Source organism: Paenibacillus konkukensis (genome assembly GCF_023523925.1).
GTDB classification, from domain to species: domain Bacteria; phylum Bacillota; class Bacilli; order Paenibacillales; family NBRC-103111; genus Paenibacillus_S; species Paenibacillus_S doosanensis.
In genome coordinates, this window is record NZ_CP027059.1 from 3,721,689 (window position 1) to 3,744,401 (window position 22,713).

Consider the following 22,713-nt stretch of genomic DNA (forward strand, 5'->3'; position numbering starts at 1 on the left):
ATGAAGACGATCGGTAAAAAAATACTTACAGGTACGATTGCCGCAGGGTTTTTAATCGGCGGCGGATTGACCGCATTGCTTACCCAAGCTCAAGCACAAGATACTGACAGTTCCACTGTCCAGAACAATACAGATACCAATGGTACCAAACATAAAGCCGACTTTGGAAAAAAAGGCTTCGAGGGCCGCGGCGCCTTCGGAGGCGGATTCGGATTCGGCGGCACTAATGTCATCAAAGAGACGGCAACCATTCTCGGCGTGGAGCAAAGCGTCGTGACCGATGAATTGAAGCAGGGCAAGTCCCTCGCGGAAATCGCTCAAGATAAAGCCGGCCTTAGCGAAGACGACTACTTAAGCAAGCTGACCGCGGCGGAGACGACAGCTATTGATGACGCCGTCACTTCAGGCAAGCTGAAACAAGAGCAAGCAGATAAGCAGAAAGCGAATTTGGCCGACCGCCTGAAGAAAGAAGTGGAACGGAAAGGCACAGCTAAAGAAACCGGAGATAAGCCAAAATTCGGCGGTAACTTCGGCGGCGGCATGGTCATGAGAGGCGGAGATCTCTTGAAACAGGCGGCAACCGTGCTAGGCGTAGAACAAAGCGTCATCACGGACGAGCTGAAGCAGGGCAAATCGCTCGCCCAGATCGCCCAAGATAAAGCCGGCCTCAGCGAAGACGACTTCCTGAGCAAATTGACCGCGGCGGAAACGGCCGACATTGATGCGGCTGTCGCTTCGGGCAAACTGACGCAAGAGCAAGCGGATAAGCAAAAAGCGAACTTGGCCGATCGTCTGAAAAAAGAAGTGGAGAACACTATGAAATTCGGCCAGTTTTCCGGAAAAGGCAAACAGCAGCATTTCGGATCGCTGGCTGATCCCGACAAGTTAGCGCAAATCATCGGGGTTACTAAAGAAGAGCTGACCGCCGACCTGCAAGCAGGCAAATCGCTCGCGGAAATCGCCGAAGCCAAAGGCATTAGCGAAGATCAGCTGATCAGCGGCTTGAAAGACAGCTTGACGGATACTTTGAAAACCTTCGTCGAAAGCAAAAGACAGCATAAAGAGAAAGCCTCCGGCTCCGCCTCTTCCGATGCTGCGGCTTCCGGCAGCGAACAATAAAATCCGGCCGGCATCACTCAAGGATAGCGGCAGAGGAATTGTCCCGCCCGCCAATCACCGCCGAGCTATAAGCTGAAAAAGAGCTGATCGTCACGTCAGCTCTTCTTGCGGCGCTTACAGATGAAAGAAGGAACGAATTACGGAAGGATGGAGTCATACGTGAAATACAAACAGCTATTAGGCGCATGTGCGGTCATCGCGGTCTTGTTAAGCGGTTGCGGCACGCAGTCGGACGGCAAGGCGGCCGCTTCGGCCAACGCGGCGGGCGCAACCGCTTCGGCGTCGCAGAATAAAGATCAGGCGCAGGATCAAAAGCAAGGCCAGCAGGACAAGCAGCAGAGAGGCGCGATGACCGAGGGGCAGCGCGAAATGATGATGACATTCTCCTCGCTCATCCGTATGGATAAAGCCGACGGGCTTGCCATTACTAAGGAGCAGGCCGAGCAAATGCTGCCTGTCGTGCAGGACAGCATCTCCAAAGGAGAGGTCAGCGCCGACACTAAAACGAAGCTGACGGAGAAACTGACCGCCGAGCAAAAGAAATTTCTCGACGATCAGGCGGCGAACGCTTCTCAGGTGCGGCCGGGCGGCAATAAGGGCGACAATGCCAATAAGCCGGAGCTGACGGATGAGCAGAAGCAAAAAATGGAAGAAGCGCGGCAAAAACGCGAGCAGCAAAAGACGGACGCAAGCGGCGCTTCGGGGGCGAATGCCGATTCCGGCGCGAACGCAAATGGAGGCGATCAATACGGTAAGGACAAGCAGCCGCGTAACGGCGGCGGCTTCAATCCGGGCGGCGGGAAAAATATCGGGGACCAGCTGGTCGAGCTGCTGCAATCCAAAACGAAATAAAACGACGCCGTACACGGCAATTGGACTCGCCTTCATGGAAAGGCGAGTTTTTTTGCATTCACCGTTAGAACTCGCCGCGTGCTTCCGCCATCTCCAACTACGGCGAAAGGGCCCGGCTGCAGCGCAGCGGGCCCTTTTGTCCATCCTTTAAATATAGTTAGCTTACGATAACATAAACAGTCGTTTTCTTCTTGCCGTACGTTATCGTCACCGTAGCCTTGCCTTTGCCCGTCGCCTTGATGATGCCGTCCTTGACGTCGGCGACACGGATATTGCTCGAAGTCCACAGTGCCGGAATCGTTACATCCTCTTCCGTCAAATCCTCATAGGTAGCAGTCGCTTTAACCTCTCCCGTCGATCCGGCCTTCAGTTCCAAAATGACGTTGTCGGTCTTCAAATATTTCAGCTTGTCAATTTCGACCGGAATCGCGAGGCTCTTGCCTCCGAACGAGGCGGTGATCGTCGCGTTGCCTGCCGATACGCCGGTCACCAGACCGTCGGTGACATCGGCAATTTTGTAGTTGCTCGATTTCCACTGAGCGCTCGTTGTAACCTCTTTTTTCGTGCCGTCGGCAAGCGTCGCCGTCAAGACAAGCTGCGCCGTAGAACCGCTCTTCGTCGAAACAAACCGTTTGTCCACGTCCAAAGCGGAGATAACGCCGATCTCGACCGAGATGGAAATCGTCTTGCCGCCGTATTTCGCCGTCACCGTCGCTTTGCCGCGAGCAACAGGCGTCAGAGCCCCTTTGTCTACGGTCACCAGAGCCGGATTGCTTGAGGTCCATTCCGCATCCGCGGTAACATCCTTGGCGATGCCGTCGGAATCGGTCGCGCTCAGCGTAATCGTACGGATATCGCCCAAGTCAAAGCTGACGGACGCGGGGCTGGCCGTTAGCTTGTCGGCCATATCCACCTTCACGGTGAAGGTGACCGACTTGGTTTCGAACGATGCGGTGATCGATACTTCGCCGGAGGCGAGCGCCGTAATAACGCCCTCGTCAACCGTCGCTATCTTCTCGCTGGAGCTCACCCAAGTCGCATCCTGCAGCACGTCCTTCGTCGTGCCGTCCGTATAAGTAGCCGTCAGGTCGAGCTTCTGCGTCGCTCCCTTATTCATGGAAATGCTCGTCAGGCTTTTGGTCGTCAAACTCTTCAATACGCCTACGGACACTTGCACCGTCGCCGATCTCGTGCCGTATTTGGCCGTAATCGTAGCAGCTCCTGTGCCTACTCCGCTAATCAACCCTTTGCGAACCTCGGCGATCGCCGGAGCGCTGGAAGACCATTCCGCTTTTTCCGTAATGTCTTCGGTCTTGCCGTCGCTGTAAATCGCGCTCAATGTAATCTGCTCGTAGCTTCCCGTCTGGAAACTGACGGTTTTCTTGCTCGGCTTGATGATCGTCGGAATATCCACCGACACTTGAATCGTAACGCTTTTCTCACCGTAGGTGGCCGTAACCGTCGCTTCGCCGGCCTTGTAGGCCGTAACCTTGCCGTTAAGCACATAGGCGATAGCTTCGTTATCGACCGACCATTTGGCTTGGGTCGTCACATCCTCGCGCGTACCGTCCGCATAAGTGGCCCATAGCGTAATCGTATCGCTGCCTCCGGTTTGCAGATCGACGGCGTCCTTCTCGGGCTCCAATCTTCTAGGCACATCGACGTCGACGATGACGCTGGCCGTTTTCTCGCCGTATTTGGCGGTAACCGTCACTTCGCCGGAAGCGTTGGCGAACAGCTTGCCCTTCACGACGCTGACGATCGAATCGTCGCTGGAGCTCCACTCGGCGCGATCGGTAATCTCCTCCGGATTGCCCTCGGCGTAGCTGGCCATCAGCTTCAGCTGCTCGGTGCCGTTTTTCTTCATCAGTACGGTCTCCGTACCGAGATCCAGCTTAATGGCGTTGTCCACTTCGACTTTAATCGTCGTCTTCTTGGTGCCGTAAGCCGCAGTAATCGTAGCCTGTCCCGGACCGTAGCCGGTAATCTTCCCTTTGATCACATCCGCAATATCCGGATTGTCCGACTCCCACTCCGCACGGTCCGATACATCCTCGGAGCTGCCGTCCGGGTAAGTCGCGAACAGCTTGATCGTTTCGGAATCGTTCAATAAGAGCGACAGTTTCGATTTCTCGGGATCGACCCGTTTGACGATTTCGATATTGACGGGAATCGACACCGTTTGGCTGTTGTAGGATGCAGAGACGATCGCCGTCCCCGAGCTTTGTCCCGTAACCAAACCGTTCACGACGGTAGCTACCTGGCCGTTGTCGATGTTCCATTCGGCTTTGGTCGTTACATCTTCCGTCGTTCCGTCGTCATAATAAGCGGTGAGAGTCACCTGCTCGGAATTTCCTTTGCGCAAATCGATCGTTTGCTTATCTTTGATGAGCGAGCGAACATGCTTGCTTACAGTCACGTTCACGATGACGGTTTTCCCCAGGTAAGTCGCCGTAATGACGGCTTTGCCTTCCTTCTTCGCCGTTACCGCTCCCGCATAAACCGAAGCTACGTCGGACGCTCCCGAGTTCCAGTCCGTCTTGACGGTAACATTCTCGGTCGTTCCGGTATCGTACACAGCCGTTGCCGTTAGCGATGCGGTCCCTCCGACCTCCAGCGTGAGCTCGTTTTTATTCAGCACCAGACTGGAAATTTCCGCCGCCATCGCGCTCATTGCGCCGAAGCCGCTTGAAACGATAGTCAAAACAAGCAGCCATACCATAAGCTTTGTTGCCCGCAAACCCATTGTTCCATCTCCCTAAATCTTTTTTTGTTGCTCCTCCGAATGTGGGCGGTTCAACTCAGAACCATACTTATCTTATATCGACAAATTCCCGCAAAAAGTTTAGGTTTTCAACCTGAAAATACGCTGAAAACGGAACATTTTCTACGGGGTTTCGGGCCTCGCCGGCAGCCCGGAACCTGCAGCGGAGTCAAGCCATGTGGATAACTTCGCCTGTGGATATGTGCATACCCTCATGCCGATCTGTACACAATCTGCGTTTTTGGTTTGTTAATTTGTGTATAAATCTGTGTATAATTCAATGGTCATCGTTTTTTTCCGGATTTCGAAGCTGAAAAACAGCCCGGAACATGATACACTGAAGGGTATGAAAACATTGCGGTTTTTTGAAAAAACGCGCAACTTATGTTTAGGGGGCTTATCATGCTGCTGCAAGTATCGGGAATAACCAAAAGCTACGGAATCAACACCGTGCTTTCGAATATATCGCTGCAAATCGAAGCAAAGGAGCGGATCGGCCTCGTCGGCGTCAACGGCGCGGGCAAATCGACGCTGCTGCAGATTATCGCCGGGGAGATGTCTTACGATTCCGGGGATATTTTCAAAGCCAAAGAAACGAAGATCGGCTATTTGAAGCAAAATAGCGGGCTCCAGTCGGACAAATCGATCTGGGAGGAAATGCGCAGCGTCTTCGCCCATCTGGATGAGGCGGAACAGGAGCTGCGCAAGCTGGAGTCGATGATGTCCGCCCCCGAGGTGCTGGCGGACGAGAAGCTGACCGAAGATACGATGAAGCGTTACGCTTCCTTATCGGAATGGTTCAAGGAACGGGGCGGCTACGAGGCGGAGGCCCGCATCCGCGGCATCCTGCACGGCATGGGCTTCGGCGGCTTTGCTCCGGAGACGCTGGTAAACACGCTGAGCGGAGGGCAAAAAACGCGTCTCGCCTTGGCCAAAATGCTGCTGCAGGCGCCGGACCTGCTGCTCCTCGACGAGCCGACCAACCATCTGGACATTCAAACGCTGACTTGGCTTGAAGGCTATTTGCGTTCGTATTCCGGTTCCATTCTCGTCGTCTCGCATGACCGGTATTTTCTCGATGCGCTCGTTACGGCCATTTACGAAATCGAGCGGACGACCTCGAAGCGTTACACCGGCAACTACACCCGTTATGTCGAAACCAAGCAGGCCGAATATGAGATTCAGTTGAAGCAGTTCGAAAAGCAGCAGGAAGAAATCGCCAAGATGGAGGAATTCGTGCAGCGCAATCTGGTGCGCGCTTCCACGACCAAGCGGGCGCAAAGCCGCCGCAAAGCGCTGGAGAAAATGGATCGTCTGGACAAGCCGCTCGGCGAATTGAAACGGGCTCACTTCGCCTTCGAGGTGGAGCAGACGTCAGGCAAGGAAGTGCTGCAGGTCAGCGATGTCTCCGTCTCTTATGACGGCCGGCAGCCGCTGCTGCGCGACGTGTCGTTCCAACTGCGCCGCGGCGATACCGCCGCCTTGATCGGCCCGAACGGAATCGGCAAAACGACCCTGCTGAAGACGCTCATCGGCGCGCAGCAGCCTGACAATGGCGACGTTCGCTGGGGAACCAACGTCCGTATCGGTTATTACGACCAGGAGCAAAAAGGGCTGAACCCGAACAACACGATTTTGGACGAGGTGTGGAATGCGTTCCCGAATCTGGAAGAGGCGCGCATACGCACCGTGCTCGGCAGCTTTTTGTTCAGCGGCGAGGATGTGTTCAAAAAAATCGCCGCGCTCAGCGGCGGCGAAAAAGCCCGCGTCTCGCTGGCCAAGCTGATGCTGGAGAAAGCCAACGTGCTGATTCTCGACGAGCCTACCAACCATCTGGATTTGTTCAGCAAGGAGGTACTGGAATCGGCGCTGATCGACTATGAAGGTACGCTGCTCTTCATTTCCCATGACCGCTATTTCCTGAACAAAATGGCCGAATCGATGCTCGAATTAAGCCGTGACGGCGTGACCTCCTATTTGGGCAACTATGACGACTATGTGGAAAAAAAGCAGGAGCTTGCCGAGATCGAGCAGCAGCGGCTCGCCGCCGAAGCGGCAAAAAGCAAAGGCGGCGCAAACGCGGGCAAATCGTCCGCCGCACCCCAGCCGGCCGCCGAGAATAACTATGAGGCCAACAAACAGGCCAAGCGGGAGGAACGCTCCAAGCAGCGCAAGCTGGAACAGCTCGAGCAGGAGATCGCCAAGCTGGAGGAGGAAATCTCCGCGCTGGAGACCGAGCTCGCCAGTCCGGAAGTGTATAACGATTATGTCCGTGTCCAACAAACGAATGAAGCGATCGAAGATCGCAAGAACCGGCTTGCCGGCTGCTATGAGCAGTGGGAACAGCTGGCGGAATAAACCGAAGGCGCCTGAGCGAATCAGGCGCCTTCTAATTTGAGCAGCAGGAGCGGCACGCTGCCGTATACAATCATCGTCGCCGCGGCGACGATGCCGGAATCGTTGAGCAGGAGCGCCGCGATCGCTCCGATGGCGTTGGCTGCGCACCCGTGCATCAGGTACGGGTAAGCCCGCTGCCAGCGGCGTACGCGGCCGCGGGGCCGCAGCACCAGCACGGCCATGACGGCCAGGCTGGTGAGCAGCACCTTGCTCCAGGCCGAGACCGCGAGCAGGTGCGCATTCATCTGCAGCTTGCGCAGGATGATCGCGCCGATCACGTCGAGCCGCCCCTGGAGCAGCGTCTCGAAGGCGCGGCCGATATGGCTCTGCCGATCGGCCGCGCCGCCTGTGGCTGCCCCGGCGTTCAGCAGCCACAGGCCCGCGAGCGCTGCGCCGAGCAGCAGCGCAAGCGCCGGCGCGGCGCGCAGCCAGCGCCGCCCGCCCGCAAGGCGCGTGCCGAGCGCGCCGAAGCCGGCCGCGGCGGACAGCGCTCCGCCCGCGTTGGTGCCGAGCGCCGGCGCCGCGAGGTACGCCGCGACGACGGCGCCCGCGGCCGCTGCCGGCCAGGCGCGCCACGCGGCCCGCAGCCGCACCGCGAGGCGGCGGCGCAAGCGTCGCGGCAGCGCGGGCACGGCCAGCGCCGCGGCGGCGCGATGCCCCGGCGCGAGCATGCCGGCCGGCGGCGGCAGGCGCCAGGCCGCGAGGCCCGCAGGCGCTGCCGCCGGCCGAGGCGCGCTCGCGCCGCCGGGCGAGGCCGCCTTGGGCGGCGCAGCGGCAGCCGCCGCCGGGCCTGTGCCGCTGCCAGCGGCGCGGCGGGTGCGGCGCAGCATCTGCTGCAGCGCCGTGAGGCCGAGCAGCGCGGCGCCGAGCAGCACGCCCATATATTCGTTGCCCATGCCGTAGTAGCGCGCCCCGATCATCGGGTCGTAGCCGAGCACCGACCGCTGCATCGCCCTGGCGCCCTGCATGCCGTCGTACAGCAGCAGCAGCGTTACGAGCAGTCCCGCTCCGGCCAAGGCGGCGGCCAGTCCCCCCGGCGTCCGGGCTCCCGCGGCGCAGGCGAGACTCGCGGCGAAGATGGCCGCCAGGGCAAGCGCAACCGCCGCGAAGGCCGGCTCCTGCGGCATCCATCCCATCGACAGCAAGCCTGCCGGAGCAAGCAGCAGCGAGAACAAGGCGGCGCGGCAGAGCAGCTTCCCCCTCCTTCCCAGCTTATCGGCTGCAACCAGCGCAAGCAGCAGCACCGCCAGCATAACGGCGATTTCGTATATGGCCAGTCCATACAGCAGCGGCGGGCGCAGCCGGTATATATGCTGCAGCTCGCTTACCGTGCCGAGCAATACCGTCAGGGCGCCTGCTTGCGCGCCGCCTATCGTCTGCATGGGCAAGCCGATCATATCGGGCGGGACGGCAATACCATACCTCGCAAGCAGCGTCGGCGCCAAATCGATCAGCGACACGATCCCTTCTCGGCGCGTCGTCGCCGAAGTCAGCAAGCTGCTTCCACCTGGTTGGGAAGCGGCGGGAGCATAGATCAAAAGCGGAGCCAAGTATGCCTTCTCCTTGGCGGCGTCCGCGTTCACCTTGGGGCTGAACAGCCACAGCTCCTCGTTCTGCGCATTCGCTCCTTCCGCCATGTAGCGTTTCAGCTCCAGCACAAAACGGTCCAGCTCCGCCAGTACCCGACGCTTCGCCTCGGCGAAGGCCGCCTGGGAATAGGCCGCTTTCTCATCGTACAACCGCTCCAGATCGCCGATCTCAAGCAGCGTCACGGAAGTCGCCGGCTGCTCGCGCCAGCGCCTTAACATCCACGAATAATCCGTGCGGATGCCCGCCGGATAAGCCGCGTCATGAAGCAGCCCTTTATCGCTGACATCGCCGTCCCGAAGCGTACCCGCCGTATCCATCAGCATCAGCGGCGCATAGCGCCGGTAAGACTTGCCCGCTTCCGTCTTGAAGCCGGTCAGCCTCTCGCCGGCAATCACCCTGTCGGCATTGCCCCACACGCTGACCGGGATTCCGGCCGCTCTCAGCCGCTCTCCCAGCAGTCCGGGAAGCGCGTGATAATAATTGACCGCATTGGCCCGGCGCAGCGCCTCCAACTCCCGGATCACGATAACCGGTTCGCGATCGGCGCCGCCATAGCGGGCGTACTGCTCAAACGCCGTTTCCCCGTTGATCCGCTCCTTCGCCTGCAAGCCCTGCACTCCCGGGCCTCCCTCGGCAAAATGCCCCGCTCCCATCGATAAGTATGCATCCTCCAGTCCCCGCCCCGGCGTGCGTATGTTCATCGCCCCCCAGGCCGCCCCCGCCTGAAGCCCGGCCAGACCGGGAAGCGCCGGAAGCCAAGAAGGCTGCAGTTCCAGAAAGGACAGCCCCGGGACGGATACGAGAACGATTTTTTTAGCCGGCGCAAGTGCAGACGCATTAGCGGCTGCACTCGCCTGTTCCGCCGATCCGGGTGCGGCGGCCGCCGAACGGCAAGCAGGCAAGGGAAAGGCGAGCATAAGCGTCAGCAAAAAAGGAACCGTCCGCTTTAGCTTCATGGCGCCTCCTATTCCGTCTGAACCACAGACAAACTTTTAGATCTACTGTCCCCCAAATTTCCCCACTCTATCCATCCTGTGTATAGGATGACATACTTCCTTATCCACAAGGTTATCCCCAACGAAATTTGTCTTTTCCCCTAGAAAAATCGCCTTTTTTTCGATAATCCACAAAGATATGCACACTATCCACAGTTTTACCGTGAAAATCTTATCCACTCGCTGCTGCTTTCTTCAGGTTCAACGAATGCCGATATACCGCCTTTTTATAAGGTTATACACATTATCCACAAGGGTTGTGGATAACTTTTGTCCACAGCCTTCCACCCCATAGACAGCCAGGAACGGCAAACGGCAGCTATGGATTAACCCGCCAGATGCCATCGCCCCGTTCGTTTTCCCCTTGCTTCACGACCTCGATGATCCCGCCCCGTCCGTAATCGGCCGGAAAACCGAGGACATAATCCGGTTGCCCGGCATAATCATCGTACAAACGCAGTTCAAATAAGTAAGTACGCTCGTCGACCCGACGTTTTCCTGACAATTCGAACGTCATATGATGTGGACTCGAGGTGCCGCGGAAGTAGGCGTCAAGCTCAAGCGGCTCTTGTCGGGCTTTCCATTCGTCGGTCACCCACTTCAAACCGCTGTTCGGGTCGCGATGTGCCCACGCTGCCGCAAATTCGTTGGCCGCTTGCAGCGCAAACAAATAGTCCCGGGTAATTTGCAGAGGAGGAAGTACATCTGCCGAATCGTCGGAGGGCTTCACCTGCTCCAGCGGTATTAGCGATGCGATAACGTACAGCAATTGCTCTTTATCGAACGGTTTCGCCGTGACAATAGACAAATACGTCGATCCTAGACGGACATACCATTCGCCCCCTCCTTCCGCCGGTTCGATCCACTCCGCCGTAAATTCAGGGAAATACCGTTTTTCACCGGAAATGGGCTTCCCCCCGTCATGAGGCCGCAAATCCGTTTTGGACTCGTATACGGAGAAGTGAGGATAGCTCAATTGGAGAACCCCTTCCCGATCTGTCGTCGATCGGGCCTCAACCGAGTAATCGGTAGCAATCCCTTGCCGTGGCACGTACGGATCGAAGATGCGCTGCCGGTCGGCCTGTTCGCGAACTCGTTTCACGTCGTCTGACGTATACGGAATCGTGACGAAGCGGTCGGATTCGAATTCCTCCCTTGAATATATGGCAAAGTTTAGCAGACCTTCTGCTTTAAGCCAATACAGCTTTACTCGCTCTTGGCCAAAATACGCTGCTACCGCTCCTTCTTCGGTCATAACGACGGCATCGGCCTGCAACGCCTCGTTCAACTGGCATCGCTCGATACGTCCGTCCTTCAGCCGGTAAACGGAGAGGCTCGGAATCGTACCGGAGCTGGCAATTACTTCTTCTTGTCCGTCATGATCGACATCGTATTCCGAAGCGTGCCCTTCGTCAATGAGCAGCAGCGGTTTCGGCACCCCGTCTTCTATATCGATGTAGCGCGTCATCGAGGCGGCCGCACCGACCGCTCCCTGTATTTTGATCACTTCTTTGCGGAAAAGGAAAATATCTTGAATCTGCACCTGTTCGTCCGAAAGTGCGGCGACCGCTCCCAAGTCGTATGCGGTGTCGTCTTTTACAAGAGCCGCATGAACGTATATGGAATCGTCTGTACGCTCATAGAGAATGACTTTTATTTTACCGGAACTTGTTCCTGTAATAAGAGATACTTCTTTGACGATGCGGTCATCCTGCCCCAGTCCATCCTTCATAACGCGAAGCTCTTCTCCGCTCGTATATGTGCGCCACTGCAGCTCCTGCACATTGTCCTCGGATTCGGCTACCGGAAGATCGGCTGTTAAAGCCGATTGCGCCTTCTCCACGAGAATCGTGTCATTCGTAGCGTTCGTAGCGGCAGACGATACGCCGGTCCTTGAATAGCTTCCGCAAACGCAAGTCAAAATCAGTGCGGCAGCCGCGGCTGACAGCAGCTTCACTCTCATTTCGATCACTCCAGTTCGCATTTATTCAAAATATGGACGTGATTGCCGTATGAAAGGTTCAAAGTTTTTTTGATATAAGGGTTGCAGCCAAAAAAAGCCCCGGCGTCTCCTTGAAGGAAACACCGAAGCTTGGTAAACCGAACCTATTAACCTTCGCTGCCGAAAAACGCGTAGCGAAGCACGATCAGAACCGCCAGCACCCACATCAGCCAATGCACTTTGTGCTCGCTCTTTCCACCCATGCGAGAGAACGTCGCCAAAATGACATAAGTGACAATACCGAATGAAATGCCGTTGGCGATATTGTATGTGAACGGAATGAACGCAATGACGAAAAACGCCGGAATCGCCACAACGAAATCTTGGAAATTAATTTCCTTGATCGACTGCATCATCAGCACGCCGACAATGATTAAAGCGGCGGCCGTAGCCGATCCCGGAATCAGAGCCGCGATAGGCGCCAAGAACAAAGCGAGCAGGAAGCATACGCCCGTTGTGACCGAGGTAAGTCCCGTGCGTCCGCCTTGCGCTACGCCGGCCGCGCTTTCAACAAATGCCGTCACGGTACTTGTGCCGACCAAGGCGCCGCCGCTGACCGCAATCGCGTCGACCATCATCGCTTTGCCGACTTTTTTGTTGCCTTCTTCTTTATTTTTCATAAACCCGGCGCGATTGGCCGTACCGACCAGCGTGCCGAACGTGTCGAACAATTCTACAAATGTAAAGGTCGCAATGACCGAAATAATTCCTGTGTGGATCAAGCCTGGGAAGTCGAACTGGGCGAACGCCAGCTTGGTCAAATCAGGCACCCAAGTCGTTTTGGCATCGGTTAACGTACCCAAATTCACTTGACCCATAAGCAAGCCTACGACCGTCGTCAGCAAAATGCCAAACAGTATCGCGCCGCGAACATTGAGCACCATCAATATCGCGATGAGCACTATCCCGATAATGCAGAGCACGACGTTGGGATCTTTCAGGCTTCCCATATGAATGACCGTCTCGTAAGAGAGCAAATCGGTAAACTGATGCGCCTTCACATCGTTGTCGGTTTCGATGGCAATCGTCATCAAACCGCTGTTTTTCAAGCCGACGATCGTAATGAATAAGCCGATCCCGACCGTAATCGCATGCTTCAGGCTGTCAGGCACCGCTACAAGCAGCAGCTGGCGCACCTTCGTCACCGTCAGCACGATGAAAATCAAGCCGGAAATAAAGACAGCCGTAAGTCCCATCTGGAACGTAAACTTGCCCTGCGAAGCTAAAATCACCGTTGCGAAGTAAGCATTGAGTCCCATCCCTGGCGCCAAAGCGACAGGAAAGTTAACAAACAACCCCATAGCAATGGTCATCACGCCTGCGGCAATCGCTGTAGCCAAAAATACGGCCGTCCAGTCCATGCCAGTAGCCCCGGAGCCAAAGTTGCTGAGAATGTTCGGATTTACGGCAAGAATATACGCCATCGTCATGAATGTGGTTAAGCCCGCCATGACCTCCGTGCGTATCGTGGTGCCGTTTTCCCTCAGCTTAAACAATCGATCCATTCCCCAAATCCCTCCATTGGTTTTTGGAACAACGAAAAAATCCGACTTTGATCCCTGATCAAAGGCCGGATTCACAATCAAAGCGTTCCGATCGCACAGCTTCCCGGTAAACGCAAGAAAAAGGCTCTTTTAAGCCATCACGCGCACATGGAAAACCGTTCCATCGAATGCTTTGTTTGTTCGTAGCCAGATCATTTACGGTGATCTCGTAGAAACTCCCGGGCCAATTCCTGGGATTATACGAAACTGTTATTCCCTACTTGTTCTCCACTTATTCTAAAAGTGATGACGAATCTTGTCAATCTGTTTTTCCGAACGTTTACAATCATTTTCCCATTCATGTTCGTTATTGTTGAAATGCCTAAGTATAAAAGGAACACGCATGTATGTAACATCATTTTTCTTGCAATAATTTACCATCTTTTACGAATTAATCGAAAACTCAACTGAAAAATACGCAGGCATTATGCTATACCACCATTATCATAGATTAAATGAAAATCGTGCCTACATCTAAGAGTTAATGATTTTTGAGTATACAGTTAGTGTGTAGTCACTTCCTGTTTTGTTATCGTTTAAGTTTGATTCGTCCGTTTTGATAATTGTAATACCATCGAACTGTGCTTTCTCATAATATTGAATCAGGACGTGCTGTATGTTATTTACCTTGTTCAAGATACAGCTAAAGGGTAATTCTAAACCCTTGTGAAAGGAAACAACCGACAATCTAATCGCTGGTATCTGGTAGTCCCCCCAAACATAAAACAGAAAAGATTTCCTCCTAAAATGCCTACTCAAATACGACGACCATGAGTTTTCAATAAAGATGAAAACCTGTTCTAACTCTCCAATTGAAACAGTGTTTTTTTAATCAATTTGTTTAGTTTCTGAATCGTGTAAAGATTATGGCTCGCTTCCGCATTGTATTGACCAATATCATCGGAGAATAAGAGATTTGGTTGTTCTGCTATGTCAATAATTTCGTTATATGCTTTAATTCCCTTATTTCTTAGAAAATCAATCATAAAAACATCACTACTTTCACAAAAAGAAGTCTTTCTTTCATCATCTTATTATTGTAATTGCATTATACCGCATTTTGGAATTTTTATGTTGTCGGAGCGCTTCACATTCTACTCATAGTCGCTGGCTAGATATGCAAGCCCCTTAACCTTTCCCACCCGCGTAATCGAAACATGCAAAATTTCCTTGAGATCATCAATCAGTTCCTTGGTTTTGGTCATAAAAAATACTCCCTTCTATTTGCTAAACAACGCAAATAAAAGAGAGTACTCTATTGTTATATATGAACTCGAACTTTCAACAATGTCATCGCTGGAAACCCTTATGCAGCAAGGCTCCCAAGCGATTAACACCATTAATTACTCCAATTCTATTCCCACTCGATCGTAGCCGGCGGCTTGGACGTCACGTCGTACACGATCCGATTGACATTGTCCACTTCGTTGACAATGCGGACGGAGATCTTCTCCAGCACGTCCCAAGGGATACGCGCCCAGTCGGCGGTCATGCCGTCGATGGACGTTACCGCGCGGATACCTACGGTGTAGGAATACGTACGTGCGTCACCCATAACGCCGACGCTCTTCATGTTAGGAAGCGCCGTGAAGTACTGCCAAATCTCACGGTCGAGACCGGCTTTGGCGATTTCATCGCGCAAAATGGCGTCGGATTCCCGAACGATCGCGAGCTTCTCTTCCGTAACTTCGCCGAGAACGCGGATCGCAAGACCCGGGCCCGGGAACGGCTGACGCCATACGATTTCGGCAGGCAGGCCGCATTCTTCGCCTACTTTGCGCACTTCGTCCTTGAACAAAGCCTTCAGCGGCTCGACAAGCTCGAATTTCATATCTTCCGGCAATCCGCCTACGTTATGATGCGATTTGATCGTATGAGCCGTAGCCGTCCCGCTCTCTACGATATCGGTGTACAGCGTTCCCTGCGCCAGGAAGGCGAAATCGTCGAAACGGGCCGATTCCTCTTCGAACACGCGGATGAACTCGTTGCCGATAATTTTCCGCTTTTGCTCCGGATCGTCTACGCCGGCCAGCTTGCCCAGGAACCGCTCGCGAGCGTCGATTTTAACCACTTTCATGTCGAATTTGCCGACAAAGGTTTCCATCACGCCCTCCGCTTCGCCTTTGCGCAGCAAACCGTGGTCGATAAACATACAAGTCAGCTGATCTCCGATCGCTTTATGAATCAGCATAGCGACAACCGAAGAGTCTACTCCGCCGCTCAGCGCGCACAGCACCTTTTTATCGCCGACTTGCGCGCGAATGTCGCGGATGGTGTCTTCGATGAAGCTTTCCATGCTCCATGTGCCTTCACAGCCGCACACTTCATACAGGAAGTTGCGGATCATATCGTTTCCGTATACGGAATGACGCACTTCCGGATGGAATTGGACGGCGAACATCCTCTTCTCCGGATGGCTCATTGCCGCTATCGGAGCATGCTCTGTGCTGGCGTCTACGACGAAGCCGGCAGGCGGCTCCACGACGTGGTCGCCGTGGCTCATCCAAACCGTTTGTTTTTTATCCAGGTTGCGCACCAGACTGCAGTGATCGGCAAAATCCACTTCCGCTTTTCCGTACTCGCGCTTGGAGGCTCTCTCCACTTTTCCTTGCAGCTGATGCGCCATCAACTGCATGCCGTAGCAAATGCCGAGAATCGGCACGTTCAAATCGTATACTCCCGGATCGACGAGCGGGGAATCTTCACCGTACACGCTCGCAGGCCCGCCGGAAAAAACAATCCCTTTCGGCTGCAACTGCTTCAGCTTTTCGACCGATGTGTTATAAGGGAGCAATTCGCTGTATACGCCCAAATCCCTGATACGGCGGGCGATCAACTGGTTGTACTGTCCTCCGAAGTCCAGTACGACGATAATTTCATTTGGCTTGTCCATAATTACCTCCTAAGAGTTTTCGAAGAAACGATTGAGCTGTGATTCCGCGGGCGGCGAAACCGTTTCGCACGCAAGCACCAGCCGGTCAAACTAGAACTGACCGATTCTCTGCTCTAAATCAATAGACATTATTATAAGCTTCCGTGAAAGAAAGGGCAATGCCTCTGTAGAAAAAGCGCGGATCGCCTCCAGAACGCGCTCTGTTCGTATAGTATTTCCCATTGTTTTATGCATGACGCGAGTCACATTCATGAGCTATACAGACGCGGCAAAAAGCCTGCGGCCGCCAAAAGCGGCTTACAGGCTTTTTTGAACATCGCGCCACGCTTCGCGCAGTTGGCGCCTTGTTACAGGAGGCGTCCCCGCACGGTACTTCATCTCCTCCAGCAGTCGGACGAAACGGAGCAGCGAGCTGCGCTGCGCATCGTTTGCGAACTGGCGCGAGAGCAAATATTCGCGCAGCGTCTGCGTAGGCTCGGCCCGTCCAAGCCGCCGCTGCAGCTTGCGCCATAATCGCTCCGCCTGCCGCATCGCCGCATACGCCCGGAAGCGGCGGCGATAGGACGAAGCCGCGCCCGAACGATTCACCTGGCGTCCGCGGACCGGAGCGGCAGCTGCACTGCGCCGTCGCGCTATCCACATGTGGATGATGGAAACAAGCAAGCACGCTCCGATTATCCACAAGGATAAAGGAAGCCACGGCTCTATCCACATCATGATCCGCTGGATTACCGCCAGCCCTCTATCACTCGCAGTGGATAAAGCGGCGCTGAAGCCTCCCAAACTGCGGGTAAATCCGGATAACTGCGACGCATAGTTCGCCAGACGGCGGATAACCGAGCCGGCTCCACTGTCTTCCTTGAGGGAGGAGGCAGGCGCTGAAGCCGTCTGAACCTTAGGACCGCGGGGTACATCCCCTCCGTAACCGGGGGTCGGGTCGAAGGTCAGCCAGTCACCGGAAGGCATATACGCTTCCACCCAAGAGTGAGCGTCCTTATTGCGCACCTGAACGGTATAGAGCAGCGTTCCGTCCGATAGCGTATCGGTGGAGGTCACTTCCCCCGGGGCGAATCCTTTGACCCATCGGGCGGGAATGCCGACGGACCGCAGCAATACGACCATAGCGGAAGAAAAATGATCGCAATATCCTGCTTTTTGTTCGAATAGAAACTGATCGACCAGATCCTGCCCCGCAGCCGGAGGCTTTGTGTTTTGCAGCGAATAGGGATACGTTCGGAGCAAATAACGCTCGATGGCTTTGGCTTTATCATAGGGCGTGCTTGCTTCCCTGGTTATTTCCGAAGCCAGCTCCCTCACCCTGGCCGGCAGCGAGTCGGGCAGTTGGACATAAGCATCCCCGGCATTGCGTGAAGCAGCCGCCTTATCGGCGGCATCCCGCTCCGATACGGGCGATTCCGGCGGGACGCTGACCTCCACGCTGTACGAGGAGAGAGGGTCAGCCAGCGCCGGCAAAAAATATTTATCGCTTCGCTTATCCTGCCAAAGCCATTCGGGAGATATCGGCTGACCCGCTTCCGATACGAGAGAGTCCACTTTCGCTAAAGCGCCGCCGAGAAACAGCTGGCGCTGCAAACCCTTCTCCTTTATAAACACTTGCTGACGTACCGGTACGCTGTCCGAAGCCGTTTTCAGGTCCGCCGCGGCTGCCTCTGCAGCCGAATCCTTGTCCGGATCAGCAGGCGGCGATCCGGCTTCCGGAACCAGCGGGACAGGCTCCGTCTCCGCCTGATACCAGCCGCGCCCGGTATAGACGGCTTTGGCTTCGCCGCGCCAGTAAGTCAGACGCGTCGTCTTCGCTATGAAGGCGACGGTATCGTCCTGGCTAAGCGGCGAGCCGAGCCGCGAATCGTCGGGACCGTAGCCGGTTTGACCTGCGGCCAGGGAAGCCGGCACGGCTCCGCCGCCCAGCTGCGGGCCGGTCAAAAACGGCAGCCGGTCCTCCCACTTGGAAAGCGGCTCCGACCAGTCGATCGGCCGCCCCTTGGGATCGTGCTGCAGCGCGCCAAGCCAGGCTCCGAGCAGGCATAGGCCCGTCAGCACGGCGCTCGCGGCAACGGGAGTCCACAGCCCCGCAGGGCGCTCCTCCGGCTGCCGGGCCGGCTCATCCTCAAGGCGGGAGCTATAGTGCGCGGCGCTTTGCCGCTTCCAGCGCGTCCACCGCTCCGCCTGCAGCCAACCTTGCAGCAGCAGGCCTGCGCCCGCGGCTCCCAGCAGTCCCGCCGACGTATCCGTATCGAAAACGAGCTGCAATGCAATCAAATAAACTAATGTCATCGCGACAAACCACAGCAGCTGCTGTCTATCGGCGACAAATGACTGCAGCACCCAAATAAAAAAGCCCCATCCGGCCAAAAACAGCATCGTTCGCGTAGCCGGGGAAATATAAGAAAACCGTCCCTGCGCCATATGCAGCGCATCCTCGGTAAGCTCGCGCAGCCATGACTGCCACCAGTCCACGCCCGGCAGCCATTGTCCGCTGTGCAGCACGGCGGTAGCCGCCAGCACAATTGCCGCCTTTAGCGGCCAAGCCGCCGCTTGCGGCATGCGCAGCGTGTCGATGACGAGAAACAGAGCAAAGGCGACCAAAAAAGGCGTAATCCGATACACCTCGGTATAATCGGACAACTGCTGCAGCGGCACGAGCCAAGCCCGAATCAGCCAAAACAGCAGCAGCGCATACCCGACGCGCAGCGCCCAGGAGCCGGAGGGCTCGGCTGATTGTTCAAGCCCCGGCCGCGGCTGCGGTTTGACCCGCTTCAGCGCCATAGCCCTCACCTCCTTCGGCGGCGTACCGGGAATCCGCCGTTACCGCCGTAAACCGGCAGCCGACAGCTTCCGCCTGCCGCTTCCACTGCTGCACGGCCGCAGGGTCAGAGCCGCGCCCGTGCACGTAGACCAGATGTACCGCGCGCTCCCGCAGGCGGTACGCCAGCTTCAGCAGCTGCTCATCCGGCTGCGCCGTGACGATGGCGACCCCGGCCCACGGGCCGGCGTGCAGCGCCTCCCGCTGCACGCTGGCCGCGAAGGGCCTGTCGCCGTCGCACGGCACGAGCGCGAGCAGCTCCAGCAGTTCCGCGAGGCGCTCGCGCCCTCGCGCCTCCGCCGTCCGCCCTTGCCGGTCGGTGACGGCAAGGCGCACGGTCAAGCCCAGCTGCAGTCCGCGCTGGGCAAGCCCTGCCGCGGCCCGGACGGCCGTTCCGAACGCTTCCGCGTTCGGGACGCCCATGGCCGCGTCGAGGCAGACAAGCAGCCGGTCGGCGCCGGGCTGCTCCGATTCCTTCGCGCGCAAAGCCCCTGCGCGCGCGGTGGAGCGCCAGTGGACCCGGTTCAGGGGGTCCCCCGGCGCATAGGGCCGCGTCCCGTAAACAAGCGGGGACGCGGCCTGCCGCTGCAGCTGCGGCTTGAGGCGCGGGTGCTCTTCTCCCGCGCCTTCGGCGGCCGCTGGCAGCGGCAGCGGCTTCGGCAGCACGAGCAGCTGCTGCCGCCCGGCCTTGATGCGGCGGCGAATCCGCAGCAGGCCGAACACGTCGCTCGCCGTGACGCTCGACGCCTCCAGCACATACAAGCCGCGCGGCAGGGAAGGAACGCGCAGCCGCGCTTCGGCAGAGCCTGAAAAAACCGGCGTCACAATATCGCGCAGCCACAGCGGCTCGCCCGTCCCTGTATGCGTCCAGCGCTGCTCCACGAGCAGCCAGCCGAGCGGAAGAACGCGCCCGCCGAAACGAAGCCGGACGGGCAATTCGACAGGGTCGCCGCTCCAGCAGCGAAGCTGCTGCTGGAGTCGCTCGACCCGAACCGGACGGCTCCAGCCGATACAGCCTAGCGTGATATAGAGCAGCAGCGTGCTCATCCCATAGAAGCAAATCCAGGCCGAGCGGCCGCCGTAGGCCGCCGCCCAATACCAGCAGCCCGCCCAGCAGCCCAGCATCCATAATAACTTGAATACATTCGCCATGTCCGCCCCTCCTACAGAGCCGGAGCGTAATGCCGGGAAGGGATCGGCGTTGCAGCGGTGATCGTTTCTATTAAAACCTCGCCCTGCGCTCCCGCCATCGCTGCTTCCGGCGTGAGCAGAAGCCGGTGAGCCAGTACCGCCACGGCCATCTGCTTCACGTCATCGGGAATGCAGAAGCTGCGGCCGGAGAGAAAGGCCCTCCCTTGAGCCGCTTTCATCAGCGCTATCGAGGCGCGGGGACTCGCTCCAAGCGCGATCTCCGGATGACGCCTCGTCGCTGCGGCCAGCTGCACGATATAGCTTTTCACCGTATCATCGACATGGACGCGGCTCGTCTCCTTTTGCAGTGCGGCGAATTCTTCGGGCAGCAGCAGCGGGCGCAGCTGGCCGAGCGGATGACGCTCCTCCACGCGGCTAAGCAGCTCCACTTCTTCCTCAGCTTGCGGGTATCCGAGCTTCAGCTTCATCAGAAACCGATCCAGCTGCGCCTCCGGCAGCTGGAAGGTGCCCTCGAAGTCAAACGGATTTTGCGTCGCGAGCAGAAAGAACGGCTCGGGCAGCGAATGCGTCTCGCCGTCTACGCTGATCTTCCTCTCCTCCATCGCCTCCAGCAGCGCCGATTGGGTGCGCGGCGTTGCGCGGTTCAGCTCGTCGGCCAACACCAGGTTAGCCATAAGCGGACCGGGGCGAAATTCAAACTGCATCGACTGCTGATGAAAAATGCTGCTCCCTGTCAAATCCGACGGCAGCAAATCCGGCGTACACTGCACTCGCTTGAAGCTGCAGTCCAGCGTTCGCGCGAGCGCCCGCACCATCATCGTCTTGCCTACGCCGGGGACGTCCTCCAGCAGTACATGACCGCCGCACAGCAAGGCGATGAGCAGCTTCTCTATAACCTCTCTTTTACCGATAATGACTTTTTCCATTTGATAGATAATACGTTCCAGCACGGCCTGCGGCGGATCGAAAAAAGATGAATGCACCTGCATAATAGACAGCCTCCTCTAAATCGATTGGATTCTATAATTCTAGTATTTCCAATCTATAGAGCGTTTAGACTGCGCCTTTTTCGGAGCGGCCTTGCGTTACGGACAGAGCGGTGACATGGGCCGATGAAGCCTGCCAGAACTGGCAAGCCGCTGTAGAACCCCGTCGCTCGGGGGTTTGGACGCCTTCGGACGAAAAAAACCCGTCGATCTTAACCGAACGTTTACATTTTCTCCAAATGCTAACGGTACCTTATGGCGGAACAAACGACATACTCCCGCTCGTCGGCGATGCGGATAAAGTATGCTTTGGCATTCGCCGGAATAACCGCTCGAATCTCGCGAGCCTCTTCCAAGATACGCGCATCGGCCGTTAGCCACTGCACGGCAAACCAATCGGAGGTATCTACGGCATACCGAAGCTCGGCTTTCTTGACCGCGCTCCCCTGCGCGTAGCGGACGACTGTCTCGCTTCCTTCCTCGACCGGATCATCCGTATGGATTAAGGGCTCGGCTCCCTTGGTCATTTGATCGGCGAAAGCGTAAATCTCCTGAGGCTTCCACCCCATAACATGGGAATGCCCTAATCCGAACTGGATGCTGAGCAGCGATTCCTTCCTGCGGCTGCGCATCTTTTCATACGATCGGCTGAACAAATCGAGCGAAAAATGCTGGTCCTGATCTCCGTTTACCCACAGCATAGGCTTCGTCGCCCGCGGCAAATAAACCGAAGGGTCCCACAACCGCTTGATCCGTTCCGCATCCTCCTGCGGCATTCTCCTGAAGGCTTCCCCGAACCGATTCATCGATTCGTATAAATAACCGCAACCGTACACCGGAATCGAGAACATGAAGCGGTCGTCCACCCCAGATACGATGCCGGTGACGATCCCTCCCCAGGAAAAGCCGTTAATGCCGATCCGGCCGCGGTCTACTTGTTCTATCGAACGGATGAAAGAATGCGCCCGGATGACGGCCGCTACCGCATGATACATCCACTGCTCCTCCACGGGCAGCGCATAGTCGCCGAATTCGCCTTGGCGGGCAGGACCGCTCCAATCATGCTGCGGCCGTCTCCCCTCGCTGTCTTTGGCCAGCGGCAGATGCCCCTCCAAGTCCATCGCGATCGCCGCATAGCCTCTCTGTCTCCACAGCTCGACCCATTCCTTGAAGGCGGTCCCGCCACCTCCGTGCACCAAAACCATGGCGGGAACAAGCCCGCCTTCCTCCGAAGCGGCATCGGGCAGCGCGTAGTACGCGAAGACGCGGGTCGGTTTTCCCCCGTAAGGCATACCATCGTAATAAATCGCTTTCACATTTCCTTCGTCAAACTCCGGGGCGGGGTACACCTGAGGCGCCTGCTCGAGCTCCTCCCAATTCCACGGATGCGGCTGACGCTGTTCATTTGAACCGGACATTGCTTTCTCCTCCTCGCAAATCATGAATTATAGAGAATTATAACAGCGGCTCCCGCGTTTATCTATGTTAACGTGAACAAAACCGGCCGACCGGTTCGACGGGAGACTTCGTTCTGGCGACATAAACCGTGCTGCGATACGTTCTTTATCGACATAAAACAAGGTAAAAACCTCCGC

At 56.6% G+C, this 22,713-nt stretch carries 12 protein-coding genes and 1 riboswitch; of the genes, 3 read left to right on the forward strand and 9 right to left on the reverse strand.

Going from position 1 to position 22,713, the window contains the following annotated elements; translation table 11 throughout:
- Window positions 1-1,119 carry a hypothetical protein gene (locus SK3146_RS15920; protein ID WP_249865936.1) on the forward strand — a complete coding sequence of 373 codons (1,119 nt, stop codon included), beginning with the start codon at window positions 1-3 and terminating at the stop codon, window positions 1,117-1,119.
- Window positions 1,120-1,278: 159 nt separating this feature from the next.
- The gene (locus tag SK3146_RS15925; protein ID WP_249865937.1) at window positions 1,279-1,971 is read left to right on the forward strand and encodes a hypothetical protein; all 693 of its coding nucleotides are present in this window, start codon (window positions 1,279-1,281) and stop codon (window positions 1,969-1,971) included.
- Window positions 1,972-2,128: 157 nt separating this feature from the next.
- Here SK3146_RS15925 and SK3146_RS15930 read toward each other — a convergent pair whose 3' ends face one another.
- Window positions 2,129-4,717 carry an Ig-like domain-containing protein gene (locus SK3146_RS15930; RefSeq protein WP_249865938.1) on the reverse strand — a complete coding sequence of 863 codons (2,589 nt, stop codon included), beginning with the start codon at window positions 4,715-4,717 and terminating at the stop codon, window positions 2,129-2,131.
- Window positions 4,718-5,137: 420 nt separating this feature from the next.
- Between SK3146_RS15930 and SK3146_RS15935 the strand changes: the two genes are divergently transcribed.
- On the forward strand, window positions 5,138-7,093 hold the full coding sequence (locus SK3146_RS15935; protein WP_249865939.1) for an ABC transporter ATP-binding protein: 1,956 nt from the start codon (window positions 5,138-5,140) through the stop codon (window positions 7,091-7,093).
- 20 nt (window positions 7,094-7,113) lie between these two features.
- Here the strand turns inward: SK3146_RS15935 and SK3146_RS15940 are convergent, their stop codons facing one another.
- From SK3146_RS15940 to SK3146_RS15975, 8 genes are all read right to left on the reverse strand, one after another.
- Window positions 7,114-9,678, reverse strand: coding sequence for a hypothetical protein (locus SK3146_RS15940; protein ID WP_249865940.1), 2,565 nt, complete (start codon window positions 9,676-9,678; stop codon window positions 7,114-7,116).
- A gap of 358 nt (window positions 9,679-10,036) precedes the next feature.
- On the reverse strand, window positions 10,037-11,680 hold the full coding sequence (locus SK3146_RS15945; RefSeq protein WP_249865941.1) for a hypothetical protein: 1,644 nt from the start codon (window positions 11,678-11,680) through the stop codon (window positions 10,037-10,039).
- A 146-nt stretch (window positions 11,681-11,826) separates the two neighbouring features.
- The gene (locus tag SK3146_RS15950; RefSeq protein WP_249865942.1) at window positions 11,827-13,224 is read right to left on the reverse strand and encodes an NCS2 family permease; all 1,398 of its coding nucleotides are present in this window, start codon (window positions 13,222-13,224) and stop codon (window positions 11,827-11,829) included.
- A gap of 163 nt (window positions 13,225-13,387) precedes the next feature.
- A riboswitch (purine riboswitch) is annotated at window positions 13,388-13,488 on the reverse strand.
- Window positions 13,489-14,617: 1,129 nt separating this feature from the next.
- The gene (gene guaA, locus SK3146_RS15955; protein WP_249865943.1) at window positions 14,618-16,156 is read right to left on the reverse strand and encodes a glutamine-hydrolyzing GMP synthase; all 1,539 of its coding nucleotides are present in this window, start codon (window positions 16,154-16,156) and stop codon (window positions 14,618-14,620) included.
- A gap of 297 nt (window positions 16,157-16,453) precedes the next feature.
- Window positions 16,454-18,943, reverse strand: coding sequence for a transglutaminase-like domain-containing protein (locus SK3146_RS15960; RefSeq protein WP_249865944.1), 2,490 nt, complete (start codon window positions 18,941-18,943; stop codon window positions 16,454-16,456).
- Window positions 18,900-20,132, reverse strand: a complete 1,233-nt coding sequence (locus SK3146_RS15965; RefSeq protein WP_249865945.1) for a DUF58 domain-containing protein — start codon at window positions 20,130-20,132, stop codon at window positions 18,900-18,902. The genes SK3146_RS15960 and SK3146_RS15965 overlap by 44 nt, the downstream gene beginning before the upstream one ends.
- Before the next feature lie 11 nt (window positions 20,133-20,143).
- Window positions 20,144-21,121: an AAA family ATPase gene (locus tag SK3146_RS15970; RefSeq protein ID WP_249865946.1), complete on the reverse strand. Its 978-nt coding sequence runs from the start codon at window positions 21,119-21,121 to the stop codon at window positions 20,144-20,146.
- Window positions 21,122-21,360: 239 nt separating this feature from the next.
- Window positions 21,361-22,536 (reverse strand): alpha/beta hydrolase family protein, encoded by a 1,176-nt coding sequence (locus tag SK3146_RS15975; RefSeq protein WP_249865947.1) that lies wholly within the window; start codon window positions 22,534-22,536, stop codon window positions 21,361-21,363.
- Between the last annotated feature and the right edge of the window lie 177 nt (window positions 22,537-22,713).

What these genes read in the sequence shown, in the direction of transcription:
- SK3146_RS15920 (WP_249865936.1), top strand. Translation starts at nt 1, where the DNA reads ATGAAGACGATCGGTAAAAAAATACTTACAGGTACGATTGCCGCAGGG.
- SK3146_RS15930 (WP_249865938.1), bottom strand. Translation starts at nt 4,717, where the DNA reads ATGGGTTTGCGGGCAACAAAGCTTATGGTATGGCTGCTTGTTTTGACT.
- SK3146_RS15935 (WP_249865939.1), top strand. Translation starts at nt 5,138, where the DNA reads ATGCTGCTGCAAGTATCGGGAATAACCAAAAGCTACGGAATCAACACC.
- SK3146_RS15940 (WP_249865940.1), bottom strand. Translation starts at nt 9,678, where the DNA reads ATGAAGCTAAAGCGGACGGTTCCTTTTTTGCTGACGCTTATGCTCGCC.
- SK3146_RS15945 (WP_249865941.1), bottom strand. Translation starts at nt 11,680, where the DNA reads ATGAGAGTGAAGCTGCTGTCAGCCGCGGCTGCCGCACTGATTTTGACT.
- SK3146_RS15950 (WP_249865942.1), bottom strand. Translation starts at nt 13,224, where the DNA reads ATGGATCGATTGTTTAAGCTGAGGGAAAACGGCACCACGATACGCACG.
- guaA (WP_249865943.1), bottom strand. Translation starts at nt 16,156, where the DNA reads ATGGACAAGCCAAATGAAATTATCGTCGTACTGGACTTCGGAGGACAG.
- SK3146_RS15960 (WP_249865944.1), bottom strand. Translation starts at nt 18,943, where the DNA reads ATGGCGCTGAAGCGGGTCAAACCGCAGCCGCGGCCGGGGCTTGAACAA.
- SK3146_RS15965 (WP_249865945.1), bottom strand. Translation starts at nt 20,132, where the DNA reads ATGGCGAATGTATTCAAGTTATTATGGATGCTGGGCTGCTGGGCGGGC.
- SK3146_RS15970 (WP_249865946.1), bottom strand. Translation starts at nt 21,121, where the DNA reads ATGCAGGTGCATTCATCTTTTTTCGATCCGCCGCAGGCCGTGCTGGAA.
- SK3146_RS15975 (WP_249865947.1), bottom strand. Translation starts at nt 22,536, where the DNA reads ATGTCCGGTTCAAATGAACAGCGTCAGCCGCATCCGTGGAATTGGGAG.